At 61.0% G+C, this 20,167-nt stretch carries 17 protein-coding genes; 11 read left to right on the forward strand and 6 right to left on the reverse strand.

Going from position 1 to position 20,167, the window contains the following annotated elements; genetic code table 11:
• Positions 1-105: 105 nt before the first annotated feature.
• The 5 genes from tsaA to rimO all read right to left on the reverse strand — a co-directional run bounded on the left by tsaA (position 106) and on the right by rimO (position 4,477).
• Positions 106-801: a tRNA (N6-threonylcarbamoyladenosine(37)-N6)-methyltransferase TrmO gene (gene tsaA, locus ACP7A2_RS15635; protein ID WP_426134928.1), complete on the reverse strand. Its 696-nt coding sequence runs from the start codon at positions 799-801 to the stop codon at positions 106-108.
• Between the two features lie 3 nt (positions 802-804).
• A complete protein-coding gene (locus ACP7A2_RS15640) occupies positions 805-1,266 on the reverse strand; it encodes a DUF1456 family protein (RefSeq protein WP_348060517.1) in 462 nt (153 codons plus the stop codon).
• 67 nt (positions 1,267-1,333) lie between these two features.
• Complete coding sequence (locus ACP7A2_RS15645) at positions 1,334-2,044, reverse strand: rRNA pseudouridine synthase (protein ID WP_426134929.1); 711 nt, start codon at positions 2,042-2,044, stop codon at positions 1,334-1,336.
• Positions 2,045-2,568: 524 nt separating this feature from the next.
• On the reverse strand, positions 2,569-3,036 hold the full coding sequence (locus ACP7A2_RS15650; protein WP_426134930.1) for a GNAT family N-acetyltransferase: 468 nt from the start codon (positions 3,034-3,036) through the stop codon (positions 2,569-2,571).
• A 100-nt stretch (positions 3,037-3,136) separates the two neighbouring features.
• Positions 3,137-4,477 (reverse strand): 30S ribosomal protein S12 methylthiotransferase RimO, encoded by a 1,341-nt coding sequence (gene rimO / locus ACP7A2_RS15655; RefSeq protein WP_426134931.1) that lies wholly within the window; start codon positions 4,475-4,477, stop codon positions 3,137-3,139.
• A gap of 281 nt (positions 4,478-4,758) precedes the next feature.
• On the opposite strand from rimO, the gene ACP7A2_RS15660 reads away from it, so the two are divergent.
• The 3 genes from ACP7A2_RS15660 (at position 4,759) to ACP7A2_RS15670 (ending at position 8,387) form a co-directional block, all read left to right on the forward strand.
• On the forward strand, positions 4,759-6,660 hold the full coding sequence (locus ACP7A2_RS15660) for a potassium transporter Kup (RefSeq protein ID WP_426134932.1): 1,902 nt from the start codon (positions 4,759-4,761) through the stop codon (positions 6,658-6,660).
• Between the two features lie 125 nt (positions 6,661-6,785).
• Positions 6,786-7,892, forward strand: coding sequence for an NADH:flavin oxidoreductase/NADH oxidase (locus tag ACP7A2_RS15665; RefSeq protein ID WP_426134933.1), 1,107 nt, complete (start codon positions 6,786-6,788; stop codon positions 7,890-7,892).
• 309 nt (positions 7,893-8,201) lie between these two features.
• Positions 8,202-8,387 (forward strand): hypothetical protein, encoded by a 186-nt coding sequence (locus ACP7A2_RS15670; protein WP_426134934.1) that lies wholly within the window; start codon positions 8,202-8,204, stop codon positions 8,385-8,387.
• A gap of 305 nt (positions 8,388-8,692) precedes the next feature.
• Here ACP7A2_RS15670 and ACP7A2_RS15675 read toward each other — a convergent pair whose 3' ends face one another.
• Positions 8,693-10,318 (reverse strand): glucan biosynthesis protein D, encoded by a 1,626-nt coding sequence (locus ACP7A2_RS15675; protein WP_426134935.1) that lies wholly within the window; start codon positions 10,316-10,318, stop codon positions 8,693-8,695.
• 401 nt (positions 10,319-10,719) lie between these two features.
• Here ACP7A2_RS15675 and ACP7A2_RS15680 point away from each other — a divergent pair, with 401 nt between their 5' ends.
• From ACP7A2_RS15680 to ACP7A2_RS15715, 8 genes are all read left to right on the forward strand, one after another.
• Positions 10,720-11,433: a tellurite resistance TerB family protein gene (locus ACP7A2_RS15680; RefSeq protein WP_426134936.1), complete on the forward strand. Its 714-nt coding sequence runs from the start codon at positions 10,720-10,722 to the stop codon at positions 11,431-11,433.
• A gap of 195 nt (positions 11,434-11,628) precedes the next feature.
• Positions 11,629-13,251: a methyl-accepting chemotaxis protein gene (locus ACP7A2_RS15685; protein ID WP_426134937.1), complete on the forward strand. Its 1,623-nt coding sequence runs from the start codon at positions 11,629-11,631 to the stop codon at positions 13,249-13,251.
• Positions 13,251-13,763 carry a chemotaxis protein CheW gene (locus ACP7A2_RS15690; RefSeq protein ID WP_426134938.1) on the forward strand — a complete coding sequence of 171 codons (513 nt, stop codon included), beginning with the start codon at positions 13,251-13,253 and terminating at the stop codon, positions 13,761-13,763. Before ACP7A2_RS15685 ends, ACP7A2_RS15690 begins: the two co-directional genes overlap by 1 nt.
• Positions 13,760-15,019: a CheR family methyltransferase gene (locus ACP7A2_RS15695; protein ID WP_426134939.1), complete on the forward strand. Its 1,260-nt coding sequence runs from the start codon at positions 13,760-13,762 to the stop codon at positions 15,017-15,019. Before ACP7A2_RS15690 ends, ACP7A2_RS15695 begins: the two co-directional genes overlap by 4 nt.
• Entirely contained in the window at positions 15,016-15,717 is a 702-nt protein-coding gene (locus tag ACP7A2_RS15700) for a chemotaxis protein CheW (protein WP_426134940.1), read from the forward strand. The genes ACP7A2_RS15695 and ACP7A2_RS15700 overlap by 4 nt, the downstream gene beginning before the upstream one ends.
• A complete protein-coding gene (locus tag ACP7A2_RS15705) occupies positions 15,714-17,990 on the forward strand; it encodes a hybrid sensor histidine kinase/response regulator (RefSeq protein ID WP_426134941.1) in 2,277 nt (758 codons plus the stop codon). Before ACP7A2_RS15700 ends, ACP7A2_RS15705 begins: the two co-directional genes overlap by 4 nt.
• The gene (locus tag ACP7A2_RS15710) at positions 17,987-18,997 is read left to right on the forward strand and encodes a chemotaxis response regulator protein-glutamate methylesterase (protein ID WP_426134942.1); all 1,011 of its coding nucleotides are present in this window, start codon (positions 17,987-17,989) and stop codon (positions 18,995-18,997) included. The genes ACP7A2_RS15705 and ACP7A2_RS15710 overlap by 4 nt, the downstream gene beginning before the upstream one ends.
• A 51-nt stretch (positions 18,998-19,048) precedes the next feature.
• Positions 19,049-20,050, forward strand: coding sequence for a diguanylate cyclase (locus ACP7A2_RS15715; protein ID WP_426134943.1), 1,002 nt, complete (start codon positions 19,049-19,051; stop codon positions 20,048-20,050).
• Positions 20,051-20,167 lie beyond the last annotated feature (117 nt).

The raw sequence follows: 20,167 nt of genomic DNA on the forward strand, positions 1-20,167 counted from the left end.
GCTGCCCTGCTATCCCACCCCCGCGTTCAACTGCACAACCCGTGGTTTCTCCACCGCTGCCCCCCCCGCTCCCACACAAGCAGCTCCCACAGTTGTTTTCGGCGTTTAATCGGCTGGAAGCACTTCCAGCACGCAAATCATCCCCGCCTCGGGATAATGCCAGCGCACATCCACATCCCAGAACCGCACGCCGTACTCGCGTTCAGGCCCCGGCGTCTGGTACGCCGGCCGTGGATCCTGTGCCAAACACTGATCAATCAACTCCACCAAGGGCTCGCCAAGACGCTGGGCATGGCCTTGCGCCTGGTGCAGCGCCGTCTTCAGCCACTGCACTGGAATCGGCTGTGGCGCGCCGCTGGCGATGCCGTTGGTGGCGGTGTCGATAATGTCGGCATACGGCACGTACGGTTTGATATCCAGCACCGGCGTGCCATCGAGCAAATCAATCCCGGATATCCACAGCTTGCCGGGCTCCACCTTGTCCAGCTTCACCACCGACTGGCCGATGCCGTTGGGCCGGTGGGTCGCACGGGTAGCAAATACGCCCATGGAGGTGTTGCCGCCCAGGCGCGGTGGGCGCACTTTCAGGCGCGGCTTGTCTTCCAGGGCTTCATGGAACACAAACACCAGCCACACATGGCTGACCTGCTCCAGGCCTTGTACTGCCTCACCGCCGTCGAACGGCGCCACCAGCTCCAGCACGCCACGGGCGGCAGGCGCCAGCTGCGGTTGGCGCGGGATGGCGAACTTCTCCTTAAAGCAGGAGCGCACGAAGCCGACGGGCGAGACGTTGTAAATCATGGCTTACGGACGCACTCGCAGGGTCAGGCCCTTGAGGAAGTTACGCAGCAACTGGTCGCCACACGTACGGTAGTTGGTGTGGCCGAACTTGCGGAACAGCGCGCTCAGCTCCGGCTTGGACACCGGGAACTCGGAGGCCTTGAGAATGGCGTGCATGTCGTCTTCTTTCAATTCGAAGGCCACGCGCAGTTTCTTGAGGATGATGTTGTTGGTCACCGGGGTCTCGATCGGCTGCGGCGGACGGCTTTCGTCCTTACCACGTTTGAAGATCACCAGGCCGTCGAGGAAGTGCGCCATGACCTCGTCCGGGCAGAACACGAAGCCTTCTTCTTCATCCTTCTTCAGGTAGGTCAGCAGGTCGTCTTTGGTCACGTCCATGCCGCCGAGCTTGATGATCTCGACCATCTTGTTGTCGCTGATGTCGAGCATGTAGCGCACGCTGCGCAGTACGTCGTTGTGAATCATGGTGGGCAATCCTGGTATTCAACTGAGGGCACCGCCGGGTCAGGCGGTGCCGGGAAAAGGGGGCGGTTTAGAACTTCTCTTTGCTGGACAGGTAACGCCATTGGCCGACCGGCACCTTGCCGATTGAAACGCCACCGATGCGGATGCGACGGATGGCGACGACTTTCAGGCCAACTGCTTCGCAGAACAGCGCGATCACACCCGGTTGCGGGTTTTTCATCGCAAAACGCAGGCGGTTTTCGTTCTGCCAGCTGGCTTTGACGGCCGGCAGCTCTTTGCCTTTGTAGGTCAAGCCGTGGTTCAGGCGGTTGAGGCCGTGGGCAACCATGTCGCCTTCGACTTCAACCACATATTCCTGCTCGATTTTGGCGGCATCGGCGGTCAACTTGCGCAGGATTTTCCAGTCCTGGGTGAACACCAGCAGGCCGCTGGCCTTGGCTTGCAGGTCGGCGCTGGCGGTCAGGCGCAGGAAGTGGCCTTTGAGCGGGCGCTTGCTGAAGCGGTGTTCTTCGGACAGGGTGTCGGCGCTGATCGAGGCCATGGCGGTTTCGACGTCGACGCCGACTGGGGCGTGCAGCAGGATGGTGACCGGCTCTGGCGCGGTGGCCTTGGCGTCGGGGTCGAGTTCGACTTTTTCGGTGGTAACTTTGAACTGCGGTTCGTCGATGATTTCGCCGTCTACCGAGACCCAGCCGCCTTCGATGAACAGCTCGGCCTCCCGACGGGAGCAACCGACTAATTCGATGAGGCGTTTGGAGAGGCGTATGGGGTCAGTCATGACAAGGGCCGTAACAAAAGTGGGCGGCTATTGTACCTGCCTGGCGCCGGTTAATCCCGGACCCATTTCGGGTTTGGGGCTTTTGGGGGTGTTTAGCGGAGTTGGTTTGGTTTGGGTGTTGTGGGGGGAGTGTCGGGGTGAGTACATCTCCGTTGCTGCGGTAACGGCTGGTATTGGTTCCGCTCTTACAGCGGGTCACTTTTTGAACAGCGCAAAAAGTAACCAAAAACGCTCCGCCCCCACCACTCGGTGCCTCGCTTAGGCTCGGCGTGCGGCCATCGTGGTTAACGGGGCGCCTGAGATCACAAGCAAGATCAAAATCTAAAGCACGGCGGCCTGGTAGCCGACCTGAGTGGTTGAATCAAAGGCGCTGTTTTTTTAAGAGCAGACTGCGATTCCCCAGACCAAATGGGGATCAACTGTGGGAGCTGGCTTGCCTGCGATGCAGGCACCTCGGTTCATCAGGCAAAACCAGTTGATGCCATCGCAGGCAAGCCAGCTCCCACACTTTGTCAGGCAGTAGTTCAACCGCTGCAGATTTGCTGCTGGCGCAAACGCATGTGCAGCAACGGATAGGGCTGCCCCAGGCCATCATGTTCCGTGCGGCCGATGACTTCGAAACCCTGCTTGAAGTAAAACCCCAGCGCCTGGGGGTTTTGCTCGTTAACGTCCAGCATATCGGCGTTCAAGCGTTCGATGGCATAACGCAGCAGTTGCCGGCCCAGGCCTTCACCACGGTGTTGCGGCGCGATGAACAGCATTTCGACCTTGCCCGCGGCCACGCCGGCAAATCCGGTGATGCGTTGGCGCGCGTCTTTGGTGCAGATCAGCATTACGGCGTCCAGGTAGCGCGTCAGCACAAGGTTTTTCAGCAACACGATGTAGCTGTCCGGCAGGAAGTCGTGGGTCGCGCGCACCGAGTCTTCCCAGATCTGCGCCAATTGCGCGTAGTCGCTGCTGTTAGGTGTGTGGATAACCGAATGCTGACGCATGCCCGCTGCCCCTTGCCGGTGAAGTTGATCGCACCAAACGATAGACCGAAAAAAGCCCCGCATCTTGTCCAGAGGCAGGGCTTTTTCAGGTTTTATCGACTCAGTCGCGCTTTTCAGCCCACAGGTCGTATTCGTCAGCATCGGTTACGGTGCACCAGACTTTGTCGCCCGGCTTCAAGTCGGTGGCGTCGTCGATAAACACGTTACCGTCGATTTCCGGGGCATCGAAGAAGCAACGGCCCACCGCGCCTTGTTCGTCGACTTCGTCGATCAGCACTTCGATTTCCTTGCCGATGCGCAGTTGCAGGCGCGCCGAGCTGATGGCTTGTTGGTGCGCCATGAAACGCTCCCAACGGTCTTGCTTGACGTCGTCCGGCACCACGGCCAGGTCCAGCAGGTTGGCCGGGGCGCCTTCCACCGGGGAGTACTGGAAGCAACCGACGCGGTCCAGCTGCGCTTCGGTCAGCCAGTCCAGCAGGTACTGGAAGTCTTCTTCGGTCTCGCCAGGAAAGCCGACGATGAAGGTGGAGCGGATGATCAGTTCCGGGCAGATTTCGCGCCAGTTCTTGATCCGCGCCAGGGTCTTGTCTTCGAACGCCGGGCGTTTCATTGCCTTGAGGACTTTCGGGCTGGCGTGCTGGAACGGGATGTCCAGGTACGGCAGGATCTTGCCGGCGGCCATCAGCGGGATCAGCTCGTCGACGTGCGGGTACGGGTAAACGTAGTGCAGACGCACCCAAACACCCAGGCTGCTCAAGGCTTCGCAGAGTTCGGTCATGCGGGTTTTCACCGGCGCGCCGTTCCAGAAACCGGTGCGGTACTTGATGTCGACGCCGTAGGCGCTGGTGTCCTGGGAGATCACCAACAGCTCTTTCACGCCGGATTTGACCAGGCGCTGGGCCTCGTCGAGTACGTCACCGACCGGGCGGCTGACCAGCTTGCCGCGCATCGACGGGATGATGCAGAAGCTGCAACTGTGGTTGCAGCCTTCGGAAATCTTCAGGTACGCGTAGTGACGCGGGGTCAGCTTGATACCTTGGGGCGGCACCAGGTCGATCAGCGGGTTGTGGTCCTGACGCGGCGGCACCACTTGGTGCACGGCGTTGACCACTTGCTCGTACTGTTGCGGGCCGGTCACGGCCAGCACGCTAGGGTGCACGTTGCGGATAGTGCCTTCTTCCACGCCCATGCAGCCGGTCACGATGACCTTGCCGTTTTCCTTGATGGCTTCGCCGATCACTTCCAGCGATTCAGCCTTGGCCGAGTCGATGAAGCCGCAGGTGTTGACCACCACCACGTCCGCGTCCTGGTAAGTGGACACAACGTCATAGCCTTCCATGCGCAGTTGCGTAAGGATGCGTTCGGAGTCGACCAGAGCCTTCGGGCAACCCAGGGATACAAAGCCGACCTTGGGGTTGGCTTTTGCGATGGTGGTGGACATGTCTAACCTCGGTATTGAATGACGCCGCCAGCCGGGCACGACAGGGCGGTAAACGGGCACTTGGTGTGCCTCTGGTCAAAAAGTGCGCAATTCTAGCGACGGGCAGCGCACTTGACCAGCTTTATGCAGGGAAATGCGACGAGTGCTGCGCTATGCTTCGCGCCGTGACGCGTGGGTGAAACCCCTGAGTCAATAATCCGTCTGTAACTGGAAGTAAAACGGCGCATGCTCAGGCAGTGCTGTTTATAAAAGACCTCGGGTCAAAAGGGCAGGAGTGGTAGATGGGTCAGGCAAATAGTCAGGCAGCAAGTGCCGAACATTCCAACGCAAAGCCGATTGGCATGCTGGTGGCGGCGGTCGGGGTGGTGTACGGCGATATCGGTACCAGCCCGCTCTATACCCTGAAAGAGGTGTTCACTGGCGGTTACGGGGTTCAGGTCAACCATGACGGCGTGCTGGGTATTCTGGCGCTGATCTTCTGGTCGCTGATCTGGGTCGTTTCGATCAAATACATGCTGTTTGTGCTGCGCGCCGACAACCAGGGCGAAGGCGGCATCATGGCCTTGACCGCGCTGGCCCGACGGGCGGCGGGAGAACGCAAAAAACTGCGCAGTTTCCTGGTGGTGTGTGGTTTGTGCGGTGCGGCGTTGTTTTACGGCGACAGCATGATTACCCCGGCGATTTCCGTGTTGTCGGCCATTGAGGGCCTGGAGCTGGCGTTCGACGGTTTGGAAAAATGGGTGGTGCCGATTGCCCTGGTGGTGTTGGTGGCACTGTTTTTGATCCAAAAACACGGCACCGACCGCATCGGCAAGCTGTTCGGGCCGGTGATGGTCACCTGGTTCCTGGTGTTGGCCGGCCTCGGAGTGTATGGCATCACCCTGCACCCTGAAGTGCTCAGCGCCTTGAACCCAATGTGGGGCGTGCGTTTCTTCCAGAATCACCCGGGTATTGGCGTCGCGATCCTCGGCGCAGTCGTGCTGGCATTGACCGGTGCCGAAGCGCTGTATGCCGACATGGGGCACTTTGGCCGCAAGCCCATTGCCCGCGCCTGGTTCATCCTGGTGTTGCCGGCACTGGTGCTTAACTATTTCGGCCAGGGCGCCATGTTGCTGGGCGACCCGGAAGCAGCGCGCAACCCGTTCTACCTGCTGGCGCCGAGCTGGGCACTGATTCCGCTGGTGGTGTTGTCCACCCTGGCGACAGTGATTGCATCCCAGGCGGTGATTTCCGGTGCGTTTTCGCTGACGCGTCAGGCGATCCAGCTGGGTTACATCCCGCGCATGCACATCCAGCACACCTCAAGCGCCGAGCAGGGCCAGATTTATATCGGCGCAGTGAACTGGGCGTTGATGGTTGGCGTGATTCTGCTGGTGCTGGGCTTCGAGTCCTCCAACGCACTGGCGTCGGCGTATGGCGTGGCCGTGACCGGAACCATGTTGATGACCACCATTCTGGTGTCTGCGGTGATGTTGCTGCTGTGGAAATGGCCACCGATCCTGGCCGTGCCGGTGTTGATCTGCTGCCTGTTGGTGGACGGGCTGTATTTTGCCGCCAACGTGCCGAAAATCATCCAGGGCGGCGCCTTCCCGGTACTCGCGGGGATCGTGCTGTTTGTGCTGATGACCACGTGGAAGCGCGGCAAGCAATTGCTGGTCGACCGCCTCGACGAAGGTGGCCTGCCGCTGCCGATCTTTATCAGCAGTATCCGCGTGCAGCCACCTCATCGCGTGCAGGGCACGGCGGTGTTCCTTACCGCGCGCCCCGACGCGGTGCCCCACGCGCTGTTGCACAACCTGCTGCATAACCAGGTGTTGCACGAGCAAGTGGTGCTGTTGACGGTGGTCTACGAAGACATCCCCCGCGTGCCGGTTACGCGGCGTTTCGAGGTGGATGCCTACGGTGAAGGCTTCTTCCGGGTCATCCTGCACTTCGGTTTTGCCGATGAGCCGGACGTGCCCCAAGCGTTGAAGCTGTGCCATCTGGACGAGCTGGATTTCAGCCCGATGCGTACCACTTACTTCCTCAGCCGCGAAACCGTCATTGCTTCGCGCATCAAAGGCATGGCGCGCTGGCGTGAGGCGCTGTTCGCCTTCATGTTGAAGAACGCCAACGGCAACCTGCGCTTCTTCAAGCTGCCGGTAAACCGGGTGATCGAGCTGGGCACCCAGGTCGAAATGTAAGCTGTGGCTGCACGGGAGCCGGCAATCGGCTCCCGCTTTCCTTCTGAACCCTGTGCAATCGGGCGTTGTCGACTAGGCTCTAGGCACTGTTGAACAGTGCCCACAGACCCCAGAAGAGGTGCGCCATGAGTCAGCTGCTCGAACCCTATACCCTGCGCCAATTGACCCTGCTCAACCGCATTGCCGTGTCGCCGATGTGCCAATACTCGGCCGAAGACGGCCTGGCCAATGACTGGCACCTGGTGCACCTCGGTAGCCGCGCGGTGGGCGGCGCCGGGCTGATTTTCACTGAAGCCACCGCCGTGACCGCGGACGGCCGCATCACCGCCCAGGACCTGGGCTTGTGGCAGGACGAACAGATCGAACCGCTGCAGCGCATTACCCGCTTCATTGCCGCCCAAGGCGCAGTGGCGGGCATCCAATTGGCCCACGCCGGGCGCAAGGCCAGCACCCACCGGCCGTGGATTGGCAAGCATGGCAGCGTCAAACCGGAGGAGGGTGGCTGGGTACCGGTCGGCCCCTCGCCGATTGCCTTCGACCCCAACCACACCCAACCCAGGCAATTGGACGAAGCGCAAATCCAGCAAGTGATCGGTGACTTCGTGGCCGCGGCCAAACGCGCGTTGACCGCCGGTTTCGAAGTGGTGGAAATCCACGCCGCTCACGGTTACCTGTTGCATCAATTCCTCTCGCCCATCAGCAATCAGCGTCGTGATCAATACGGTGGCTCGTTCGAAAACCGCATTCGCCTGGTATTGGAAGTGACGACGGCGGTACGTGAGGTCTGGCCCGAGGATTTGCCGTTGTTTGTGCGGGTGTCGGCCACCGATTGGGTGGAGGACGGCTGGAACCCCGATGAAACCGTGGAACTGGCGCGACGCCTCAAAGCGCTGGGCGTGGACCTGATCGACGTCTCCTCCGGCGGCACCGCCGCCAACGCCGAGATTCCCGTAGGGCCCGGCTACCAGACACGTTTTGCCGAGCGCGTGCGCAAAGAATCGGGGATCGCCACTGGCACCGTCGGCATGATCACCGAGCCTGCCCAGGCCGAGCACATCCTGCGCACCTGCCAGGCCGACATCATCTTTCTGGCTCGCGAACTGCTACGTGACCCGTACTGGCCGCTGCATGCCGACGACGACTTGGGCGGGCGCAAGGCCATTTGGCCGGCGCAATACCAGCGGGCGACCCACCGCGACCAGCCGATTCATGAGTCTGATCTGAGGGATTGATCCCACACGCGTGCCCCGCAAAACCCACCCTGACCCGGTGGGTTTTTTCTTGCCCGCCTCAGGTGTGGCGAAGGTGGAGCTCTATTGGTCAATATGTAAGAAAGGGCTGTAGGTCTTTGTTACCAAAGCCATTTATTTGAGTGAATGCTTTAAAAAAATCCCACACGTGACGAGATTTTTTCTACGCTTAGGGGTAAGTCTGATTTCTGGCCCAAGGAGTCAGTCTGTTTGTCCGACGAAGCATTGCGCTTCACGGGAGGCGGAGGGTGGGCACCAGGAGTTTTAGATTGATTTCAGGAGAAACAGTCCATGGCCAAGTCCTATGGTGTAGCGGGTGCGGTGATGTCTTTTCTGAGCCGCAGGGCATTCGGGTGTGGCCGAAGGCTGAGTTCGGATGAAGCAGAGTTGCTTGCGCAGTACCGCGCCCTGACCGAAAGCGATCAGGTTGCGATGCGGTATTTGATTGGAGCGATGAAGAGTGTGTCGCGGTTTTAGGGCCAGCCCTTTCAAGGCATTTGGAAATCTGTCTGATAGGGCGAACGCTATCCCTGTGGCGAGCGGGCTTGCCCCGCGTTGGGTTGCGAAGCGACCCTAAAAAGGAAGAATGCGGTGAGTCAGACAATCTCCGGTCGTTGGTTTGGGGCTGCTTCGCAACCCAACGCGGGGCAAGCCCGCTCGCCACGGGGTACTTACCGCCTGTTCTATCTAAAGAGCTTGAAAGGGCTGGGTTTCAGGACCCAACTACAGGAATGTGGGAGCAGGCAAGCCGGCTCCCACACAGCCTTCGTTTTCCTAGGCAATCAGGTGTACTTACGCGCCTCGGGCGCAGGCGGGAAGTATTGGTACAGCCAGGTTTCACTCAAGGTGCGGTCCTGAGTGCGGATAAACAGCCGCAGTTCCACCGGCTCCACGCTGTCGCTGGTCGGGTACCAGTCGAACAGGATGCGGTAGCCCTTGATGTTGTCGAGCACCAGCACGCTGAAATCCTTCACCTCACCGTGGGAGCAAGTCACCACGGGCTCGATGCCGGTGCCGGCCGGCAGTCGGTCGAGGCCGCCGCCTTTGAAGTCCACGGCAAAACGGCGTGCCCAGACTTGCGGGTAGTGCTCACCCGGTGCCCAGCCCTCGGTAAAGCCGCCCATGCCTGAGCGGGTCGCGTCGACTTGCGCCAGCGGCGTGCTCACCGGTGGCAGTGCGCTCCAGTACAACTTGTAGCCGTAATTCAGCGAATCGCCGGCGGCCACAGGCTTTTTCGGGGTCCAGAAGGCCACGATGTTGTCCAGGGTTTCGCCAGTGGTAGGAATTTCCAGCAGGTCGATCGAGCCTTCGCCCCAGGCGGTCGTCGGTTCAACCCACAGGCTTGGGCGTTTGCTGTACCAGTCCACAGTGTCCTGATAGCTGGCGAACTCATGGTCGGTCTGCACCAGGCCGAAGCCTTTCGGGTCTTTGTCGGCAAACGCGTTGAATTGCAACTTGGCCGGGTTGTTCAGCGGGCGGCAGATCCACTCGCCGTTGCCGCGCCACATCGCCAGGCGGTCCGAATCGTGGATTTGCGGGTGGATGGTGTCGCACATGCGCCGTTCGTGGGTGCCGCAGCTGAACATGCTGGTCATCGCCGCGATGCCCAATTGCTCGATGGCGGTGCGCGCGTTGATGTTGGCGTCGATCGCCATCACCACCTGGTTCGACTGGCAGTCGATATCGAAACGGTAGGCGCCGGTGGCGCTCGGCGAGTCGAGCAGGGCGTAGACCACAAAACGCGTGGCGTCCTTGTCCGGGGTTTCGAACCAGAACTGGGTGAAGTCGGGGAATTCTTCGCGTTTTTTCGCGTAGGTGTCGATGGCCAGGCCACGAGCGGAGAGGCCGTACTGGCCAGTGGAATCCACTGCGCGGAAGTAGCTGGCGCCGAGAAATGACAGCACGTCATGGCGGTCCAGTTCCGGCGCCTTGAACAGCTTGAAGCCGGAGAAACCCAAGTCGCCGGTCAGTTGTTTGGTATCGACGGTGGTCTTTTCATAGTTGAACAGCGACGGGCGGAAATGCACCTCGCGTGCTTCACGGGTCTTGGGGTCGACGCTGTGCATGCGCACCGGCGTCTTGAAGCCCATGCCGACGTGGAAGAACTGCACATCGAGTTGGCCGTTCAGGTCTTTCCACAGTGAATGGTTGCGGTCGTAGCCGATGGCGTTGAAATTTTGCGGGGTCATGGTCGCCAGGGTTGGCGGCAGCACTTGGCGGGTGTCTTTATAAGCAGTCCCGGCGAGTTTCTTGGCCTGGGCTTTGAGCGATTCAAAATCGAAGGCAACGGCCTCGCCATCGGCGGCACGGTTGCCAGCCCAAGCCTGCGCAGCGAGCAGGCCGCTGGCCGATAAACCGGTGTAAGCCGCAATGGCCATGGACGCTTTGAGCAAATTCCTGCGGTGCATAGAGACAACCTGTCGTGAGCAAATCCCGCGCCTTTCCTGGCACGTAGCGGATCAGAAATTACGGTTCGGACATGCCTTCGGCCAAACGCAACGGACTATAAACAGACGCCGGATAGCTTAAGCGGTTCGATGGTGCAGGAAAAATGGTTGATAGCAGGGTGACGGCGTTGCATGTGAAACAACTTATTTCCGACTCGCTGCGTGGACAGCCTATGGATCGTAACCACGCGCTGCGGGGGAATGCAGCCCTTGACGCTCTGCGCCAGGCCTGCGCATTACCTCAGTCTTGCGCCGTCACCTCGACGTTACATCTGGAAGCACTCTAGATCGGGGCTTTTTGGCACTAAGTTTTACGCTGGGGGCCTATTGCTCCTATGAACCCAAGTGCCTGGAGGCTGCGAATGAATACCCGTGGATTGCTCGATCAGTTGCTCAAATCTGGTCAGGACATGCTGCAAAAGAAAGCCGGTGGTCAACATAAGCAGGACGACAAAGGCGCCCTCGGCGGTTTGCTTGGCGGCGGCGGCGGTGGGCTGGGCAGCTTGCTCGGTGGCGCTGGCGGCGGCGCCCTGGCTGCCGGCGCCATGGGCCTGTTGCTGGGTAATAAAAAAGCCCGCAACTTTGGCGGCAAGGCCCTGACGTACGGCGGGTTGGCCGCGTTGGGAGTGATTGCCTACAAAGCCTACGGCAACTGGCAGGCGCAACAAGCCAATGCACCCCAGGGTGAGCCACAAACCATCGATCGCCTGCCGCCGGCCCAAGTCGAGCAGCACAGTCAGGGCATTCTTAAAGCACTGGTGGCGGCCGCCAAAGCTGACGGGCATGTGGACGAGCGTGAGCGCGCGCTGATCGAGGGCGAATTCACCAAGCTGGACAACGACCGCGAACTGCAAAGCTGGCTGCACGCCGAGCTGAACAAACCCCTGGACCCGGCCGACGTCGCCCGCGCCGCTGGTACCCCGGAGATGGCTGCCGAGATGTACATCGCCAGCGTGATGCTGGTGGACGAAGAAAACTTCATGGAAAAGTCCTACCTGGACGAATTGGCACGCCAGCTGAAACTGGAGCCTGGCCTGAAGGCCGAGCTTGAAAAGCAGGTAAGGCTGAGCCAGTAACTTCGCGTCAACGCACTTGCGATGTGGGAGCTGGCTGGCCTTCGATGCAGGCAAGCCAGCTCCCACATGCGCCTGTTTTCACCCGGATGAGGGTGTTTTTGCATTCTGTGAGTGCCACAGCAAAACCCGTTGATAAATGAGCGCTTCTGCTCAGCTATACTCGTCGGCATTTGATAGGCCCTTCGAGGAATTACTGTGAAGAACTGGACCTTGCGCCAACGGATCTTGGCAAGCTTTGCGGTCATTATCGCCATCATGCTGTTAATGGTTGTGGTCTCTTATTCGCGGTTGCTGAAAATCGAGGCCGGCCAGGAGGCGGTTCGTGATGACGCGGTGCCCGGGGTTTATCTCAGTTCCATGATCCGCAGTGCGTGGGTCGACAGCTATTTGCTCACCGTCGATCTCATCGGCCTGCGCGACGATAAAGGCATTACCAGTAACGACAAGTCGGACTACAAGTCTTTCGAAGCGCGTATTGAACAGCAAATGGCCAACTATGAAAAAACCATTCATAGCCAGGCTGACAGAATGGAGTTCGATAACTTCAAGGCCACGCACATCAATTACAACAAGGTCCTGGCCCAGGTGCTCGAGCGCGTTCAGGCCGATGACCTGGCCGCAGCGCGCGTATTGCTGGAAGAGCAATTAACGCCGATCTGGACCGAAGGGCGCATGAAGCTCAACGACATCATCACGGAAAACAAAGGCGTTTCCGATGCTGCAACCGCCGCCATTGACGACGCGGTGGCCTCAGCCAAAATCAGCATGTTCGTTTCGTTGCTGGTGGCCATCCTCGCCGCCGGCCTGTGCGGCCTGTTGCTGATGCGCGCAATCATGGCGCCGATGCAGCGCATTGTCTGGATCCTCGGCACCATGCGCGATGGCGACTTGAGCAAGCGCCTGAACCTTGAGCGTAAAGACGAATTCAACGCGGTGGAAACCGGCTTCAACGACATGATGACCGAGCTGACGGCGCTGGTGTCCCAGGCCCAGCGGTCCTCGGTGCAGGTGACCACGTCGGTCACCGAGATTGCCGCCACCTCCAAGCAGCAACAGGCCACCGCCACTGAAACAGCGGCAACGACCACCGAGATCGGCGCGACGTCGCGTGAGATCGCGGCAACGTCCAAAGACCTGGTTCGCACCATGACCGAAGTGTCCACCGCCGCCGATCAGGCGTCGGTCGCCGCCGGTTCAGGCCAGCAAGGCCTGGCGCGGATGGAAGAAACCATGCACTCGGTGATGGGCGCCGCTGACCTGGTCAACGCCAAGCTGGCAATCCTTAACGAGAAGGCCGGCAACATCAATCAGGTGGTGGTGACCATCGTCAAGGTCGCCGACCAGACCAACCTGCTGTCGCTCAACGCCGCCATCGAGGCCGAGAAAGCCGGTGAATACGGGCGCGGATTTGCCGTGGTGGCCACCGAAGTGCGCCGCTTGGCCGACCAGACGGCCGTGGCGACCTACGATATCGAGCAGATGGTGCGCGAGATTCAGTCCGCAGTGTCGGCGGGCGTGATGGGCATGGACAAGTTCTCCGAAGAAGTGCGTCGCGGCATGTCCGAAGTGCAGCAAGTCGGCGAGCAACTGTCGCAGATCATCCATCAGGTGCAGGCGCTGGCGCCGCGTGTGTTGATGGTCAATGAAGGCATGCAGGCCCAGGCCACAGGTGCCGAGCAGATCAACCACGCGCTGGTGCAATTGGGCGATGCCAGCAGCCAGACCGTGGATTCCCTGCGCCAGGCCAGCTTTGCCATTGATGAACTGAGCCAGGTTGCGGTCGGTTTGCGCAGCGGCGTGTCGCGTTTCAAAGTCTGATGAGCGACCTCGCGGCTAAACGCGGTGCCGTCCCGGCAGCGAAAAAGGCGTTGTTCCTGGTGTTCCACATCGGTAGCGAACGTTTTGCCCTCAAAGCCACGGAAGTGGCCGAAGTGCTGCCCCGCCTGCCACTCAAACCCATCGCCCATGCGCCGGTGTGGGTGGCGGGCATCTTCGCCCATCGCGGGGCGATGGTGCCGGTGATCGACCTCAGTGCGCTGACCTTCGGCACCGCCGCCCAGGCCCGTACCAGCACGCGTCTGGTGCTGGTCAATTACCAGCCGCAGCCCTGGGTCAAGGCGCGTTGGCTGGGGCTGATTCTGGAGCAGGCCACCGACACACTGCGGTGCGCCCTGGGTGAGTTCAAGCCCTACGGTGTGGATAACCGCGAAGCGCCTTATTTGGGGCTGGTGCGTGAAGACGCCCTCGGTTTGATGCAGTGGATCGGTGTAAACGAATTGCTCACCGAGCCGGTACGCGCGTTGCTGTTCTCCACCGAGCCGGGCCTATGAGCAGCGACCCACGTTTCTCGGCCTACCTCAAAGAGCGCATTGGCCTGGACGTCGCTTCGGTGGGCGAGGCTATTATCGACCGCGCTGTGCGCCAGCGCAGCCAGGTCATGCAGGCGCCAACGCTGGAGGATTACTGGCAGCGCCTGCAAAGCTCCCATGACGAGCAGCAAGCGCTGATCGAAGCGGTGATCGTCCCCGAAACGTGGTTTTTCCGTTACCCCGAATCCTTTGTCACCCTGGCCCGACTGGCCAAGGCGCGCCTTGCCGAGATCAATCAGATGCGCGCACTGCGCATCCTCAGCTTGCCGTGCTCCACCGGCGAAGAACCCTATTCGATCGCGATGGCCTTGCTCGATGCAGGCTTGGCCCCGCACCAATTCAAGGTGCAGGGCATGGACGTCAGCCCTCTATCGGTTGAGCGTGCGCGCCGCGGCGTATACGGGAAGAACTCGTTTCGCGGCGGCGATATCGAATTTCGCGATCATCACTTCACTGAACAAGACGATGGGTATCGCATTGACGATCGCGTGCGCGACCAAGTGCGCCTGCAAGTCGGCAACCTGCTGGATCCGGCGCTGTTGGCCAATGAACCGACCTATGACTTTGTGTTTTGCCGCAACCTGTTGATCTACTTCGACCAGCAGACCCAGAAACAAGTTTTTGATGTGCTCAAAGGCCTGACCCACGTGGACGGCGTGCTGTTTATCGGCCCGGCCGAAGGCAGCCTGTTGGGCCGCCATGGCATGCGTTCGATTGGTGTTGCGCAATCCTTTGCGTTCAGTCGGCATGTCGAGCCGGTCAAGGCTGAGCCTGTGTACGTGCCGACGCCGGCGCCGGTTCCATTGCGCCGCGCCGCGCCTATTGCGCCCAAGCCGCGACCGTTCAGCCCGACGAATGCCCAAGAGGTGCGGCCCAAGGCGTCGTCGTCCGATGCCGGCGACTTGCTAGGCCGAATCGCTACCCTCGCCAACGAAGGTAAAAGCGCCGAGGCACGTGCCGCCTGCGAGAGGTATTTGAATAACCACCCGCCGGTCGCCCAGGTGTTTTACTGGCTGGGGCTGCTCAGCGACGTGGCCGGCAGCGCCCTGGAAGCCCAGGGGTATTATCGAAAAGCCTTGTACCTGGAACCCCAGCACCCGCAGGCCTTGATGCACCTGGCCGCGTTGCTTGAGTCCCAGGGCGACAGTGCGGGGGCGCGCCGCTTGCAGGCGCGCGCCGCGCGCAGCGAGCGAGCTGACAGTGAGTCCAAACCATGAGTAGCCCCGACGCGCTCGAAACCCCAGGCCTGGACCTGACCCTGGCTGACACCCAGGCCATCGACGATTGCTGGAACCGCATCGGCATCCATGGCGACAAGTCGTGCCCGCTGCTGGTGGAGCATATTCATTGCCGCAACTGCGCGGTGTATTCCGCCGCAGCCACACGCTTGCTCGACCGCTATGCCTTGCAGCAGGACGACCGTCGCCCGCAGGCGGCGGTTGAAATCGACACGGATGTGGTCACTCGTTCGTTGTTGATGTTCCGCCTCGGCGAAGAATGGCTGGGCATTGCCACCCGTTGCCTGGTGGAAGTGGCCCCGTTGCAACCGATTCACTCCCTGCCGCACCAGCGTTCACGGGCGCTGCTCGGCGTGGCCAACGTGCGCGGTGCGCTGGTAGCCTGCCTGTCGCTGGTGGAGTTGCTCGGTTTGGACAGCTCCAGCACGGGCGCGACCGGCGGGCGCATCATGCCGCGCATGTTGATCATCGCCGCCCAGGACGGCCCGGTGGTGGTGCCGGTGGATGAGGTCGATGGCGTGCATGCCATCGACGAACGCGTGCTGAACGCGGCGTCGGCCTCCGGCACCCAGGCCAGCGCGCGCTATACCCAGGGCGTGTTGCAGTGGAAAGGCCGCAGCCTGCGCTGGCTGGACGAGGCGCAATTGTTGTCTGCCGTGACCCGGAGCCTCTCATGACCCCCGACCAGATGCGCGATGCCTCGCTGCTGGAACTGTTCAGCCTGGAAGCCGAGGCGCAAACCCAGGTGTTGAGCGCCGGTTTGCTGGCCCTGGAACGCAACCCGACCCAGGCTGACCAGCTGGAAGCCTGCATGCGCGCGGCGCACTCGCTTAAAGGCGCGGCGCGGATTGTGGGCGTGGACGCGGGCGTCAGCGTGTCTCACGTCATGGAAGATTGCCTGGTCAGCGCCCAGGAAAGCCGCCTGTACCTGCAACCCGAACACATCGATGCGTTGCTGCAAGGCACCGACCTGCTGATGCGCATCGCCACGCCCGGCAATGACGTGGGCCCGGCGGATATCGAAGCCTATGTGGCGCTGATGGAGCGCCTGCTCGACCCGTCCAAGGCACTGGTGAAAACCCCTGCGCCGACGCCTGAGCCTCAGGCGGTGCCAACTGCACTGATAGAGGAGCTGGCGCCGGAACCCGAGCCCGCGCCGCTGATTACGCCGCCGCGCCAGAACAAACCCATGACCGAAGGCGGCGAGCGCGTGTTGCGTGTCACCGCCGAGCGCTTGAACAGTTTGTTGGACCTGTCGAGCAAATCCCTGGTGGAAACCCAGCGGCTCAAGCCTTACCTGGCCAGCATGCAACGCCTCAAGCGCATTCAAAGCAACAGCGTGCGCGCCCTGGATGCGCTGGACGGCCAGCTCAAGGCCCTGGATTTAAACCTCGAAGCTCAGGAAGCCCTGGCTGACACCCGTCGCCTGCTCGGCGAAGCGCAGGCATTGCTGGCGGAAAAAACCGCCGAGCTGGACGAGTTCGGCTGGCAGGCCGGGCAGCGTGCCCAAGTGCTTTACGACACGGCGTTGGCCTGCCGCATGCGCCCGTTCGCCGATGTGCTGGCGGGGCAGGTGCGCATGGTGCGTGACCTGGGCCGCAGTCTGGGCAAGCAGGTGCGCCTGGAAATCGAGGGTGAGAAGACCCAGGTCGACCGCGACGTGCTGGAAAAGCTCGAAGCGCCGCTGACTCACTTGCTGCGCAATGCCGTCGACCACGGCGTCGAAATGCCCGAGCAGCGCATGCTGGCCGGCAAGCCGGCTGAAGGCGTAATCCGCCTGCGTGCCTCCCATCAGGCCGGTTTGCTGGTGCTGGAATTGAGCGACGACGGCAATGGCGTCGACCTCGAGCGCCTGCGCCGCACCATCGTCGACCGGAACCTGTCACCGCTGGAAACGGCGCTGCGCCTGAGCGAAGAGGAGCTGCTGACGTTCCTGTTCCTGCCGGGCTTCAGCCTGCGCGACAAAGTCACTGAAGTGTCCGGGCGCGGCGTCGGCCTGGACGCGGTGCAGCACATGGTCCGCCAATTGCGCGGTGCGGTGGTGCTTGAACAAACGGCGGGGCAGGGCAGCCGTTTTCACCTGGAAGTGCCGTTGACCCTGTCGGTAGTGCGCAGCCTGGTGGTGGAAGTCGGCGAAGAGGCCTACGCGTTCCCGCTGGCGCACATCGAACGCATGTGCGACCTGGCGCCGGATGACATCGTGCAGCTCGAAGGCCGCCAGCATTTCTGGCACGAGGGTCGGCATGTCGGCCTGGTTGCCGCCAGCCAGCTGTTGCAGCGTCCGCCGGGGCAGAGCAATGACGAAACCCTGAAAGTGGTGGTGATCCGCGAGCGCGAGGCGGTCTACGGCATTGCCGTGGAACGCTTTATTGGCGAGCGCACCCTCGTGGTGTTGCCGCTGGATGCCCGCCTGGGCAAGGTCCAAGATATTTCCGCCGGCGCCTTGCTGGATAACGGCTCGGTGGTGTTGATCGTCGATGTCGAAGACATGCTGCGTTCGGTGGATAAATTGCTCAACACTGGCCGCCTGGAGCGTATCGCCCGGCGTAGCCAGCAAGCCACCGAAGCGCCGCGCAAACGCGTGCTGGTGGTGGACGACTCGCTCACCGTGCGTGAGCTTCAACGCAAATTGTTAATAAACCGCGGTTATGAAGTGGCGGTCGCGGTCGATGGCATGGACGGCTGGAACGCCTTGCGCTCAGAAGACTTCGACCTGCTCATCACTGACATCGATATGCCTCGTATGGACGGTATTGAATTGGTCACACTCTTGCGTCGTGATAGTCGCCTGCAATCGTTGCCGGTGATGGTGGTGTCGTACAAGGATCGCGAAGAAGACCGGCGTCGTGGACTCGACGCTGGCGCCGACTATTATCTAGCCAAGGCCAGTTTCCACGATGACGCCCTGCTGGACGCCGTGGTTGAACTGATTGGAGGGGCCCGGGCATGAGGATTGCGATCGTCAATGACATGCCTATGGCCGTGGAGGCGCTGCGCCGGGCCCTGAGTTTCGAGCCCGCGCATGAAGTGGTGTGGGTTGCGACCAATGGCCTGGAAGCCGTGCAGCGTTGCGCCGAGTTGACCCCGGATTTGATCCTGATGGACCTGATCATGCCGGTCATGGACGGCGTGGAGGCCACGCGGCAGATCATGGCCGAGACGCCGTGCCCGATTGTGATTGTTACCGTGGACCGTCAGGCCAATGTCAGCCGTGTGTTCGAAGCCATGGGCCACGGCGCTCTGGATGTGGTGGACACTCCGGCTCTCGGCGTGGGCAACCCCAAGGACGCGGCGGCGCCCTTGTTGCGCAAAATCATGAATATTGGCTGGCTGGTGGGTCAGCGTGGCAGCCGTGTACGCACCGACACCACGCCCCAGCGCAGCACCGGTACACGCCAGAGGCTGGTGGCGATTGGCTCGTCGGCGGGCGGGCCGGCTGCCCTGGAAATCCTGCTCAAGGGTTTGCCACGGGACTTTTCCGCCGCCATCGTGCTGGTGCAGCATGTGGACCAGGTGTTTGCCGCGGGCATGGCCGAGTGGCTGAGCAGTGCCTCCGGCCTGCCGGTGCGCCTGGCCCGTGAGGGCGAGCCGCCCCAAAGCGGCGTGGTGCTGCTGGCCGGTACCAACCACCATATTCGCCTGCTCAAAAATGGCACGCTAGCCTATACAGCAGAGCCGGTGAACGAGATTTACCGGCCGTCTATCGACGTGTTTTTCGAGAGCGTCGCCAGTTACTGGACTGGAGACGTCGTCGGCGTGTTGCTGACCGGCATGGGTCGCGATGGCGCCCAAGGGCTCAAGTTGCTGCGTGAACAAGGATATTTGACCATCGCCCAGGATCAGCACAGCTCGGCGGTGTATGGCATGCCTAAAGCGGCGGCGGCGATTGATGCTGCTGTTGAAATTCGCCCACTGGACAGAATTGCGCCCCGATTGCTGGAGGTCTTTGCAAAATGATCGATGCCCTGGCGATAGTTGGCTTGCAGGTAGTAATTCAGGTGACTGCACATGAATGATTTACAGATCGACGACTTCAAGACCGATGAAAACGCCGCCATGGTGTTGCTCGTCGACGACCAGGCCATGATCGGCGAAGCCGTGCGGCGTGGGTTGGCCCATGAGGAAAACATTGATTTTCACTTTTGCGCCGATCCCCATCAGGCGATTGCCCAGGCGATCCGGATCAAGCCGACGGTCATCCTGCAAGACCTGGTAATGCCGGGCCTCGATGGTCTGTCGCTGGTGCGCGAATACCGCAACCATCCGGCCACGGCGAATATCCCGATTATTGTGCTGTCGACCAAGGAAGACCCGCTGATCAAGAGCGCGGCGTTTTCGGCGGGGGCTAACGATTATCTGGTCAAGCTGCCGGACAACATCGAGCTGGTGGCGCGCATTCGCTATCACTCACGCTCGTATATGACCCTGATTCAGCGGGATGCGGCGTATCGGGCGTTGCGGGTCAGTCAGCAACAGTTGCTTGATACCAACCTGGTGTTGCAGCGCTTGATGAACTCCGATGGGCTTACCGGGCTGTCGAATCGTCGGCACTTTGACGAATACCTGGAGCTGGAGTGGCGGCGCGCCATGCGTGATCAGACGCAGTTGTCGTTGTTGATGATTGATGTGGATTTCTTCAAGACCTATAACGACACCTTTGGGCATGTCGAGGGTGATGAGGCGCTGCGCAAAGTCGCTGCGACTATTCGCGACGCGAGCAGTCGGCCATCGGATTTGCCGGCGCGCTATGGGGGGGAGGAGTTTGCGTTGGTGCTGCCCAGTACCTCGCCGGGTGGCGCGCGGTTGGTGGCTGAGAAGCTGCGGATGGCGGTTGTTGCGTTGAAGATTCCGCATATTGCGCCGGCTGAGGGGGCGAGTTTGACGATCAGCATCGGGTTGTCGACCATCACGCCGGTGCAGGGGTCGGATTGTCGTCAGCTGATCATGGCGGCGGACAAGGGGTTGTATACGGCCAAGCATAATGGGCGAAATCAGGTGGGGATTGAGTAGGTTTGGGTGTATATCCGTTGCTGCGGTTGTGGCTGATATCGGTTCCGCTCTTACAGCGGGTCACTTTTTGAAGAGCGCAAAAAGTAACCAAAAACGCTCCGCCCCACCACTCGGCAC

This window comes from Pseudomonas sp. PWP3-1b2 (assembly GCF_049896045.1).
Lineage (GTDB): Bacteria > Pseudomonadota > Gammaproteobacteria > Pseudomonadales > Pseudomonadaceae > Aquipseudomonas > Aquipseudomonas antarctica_B.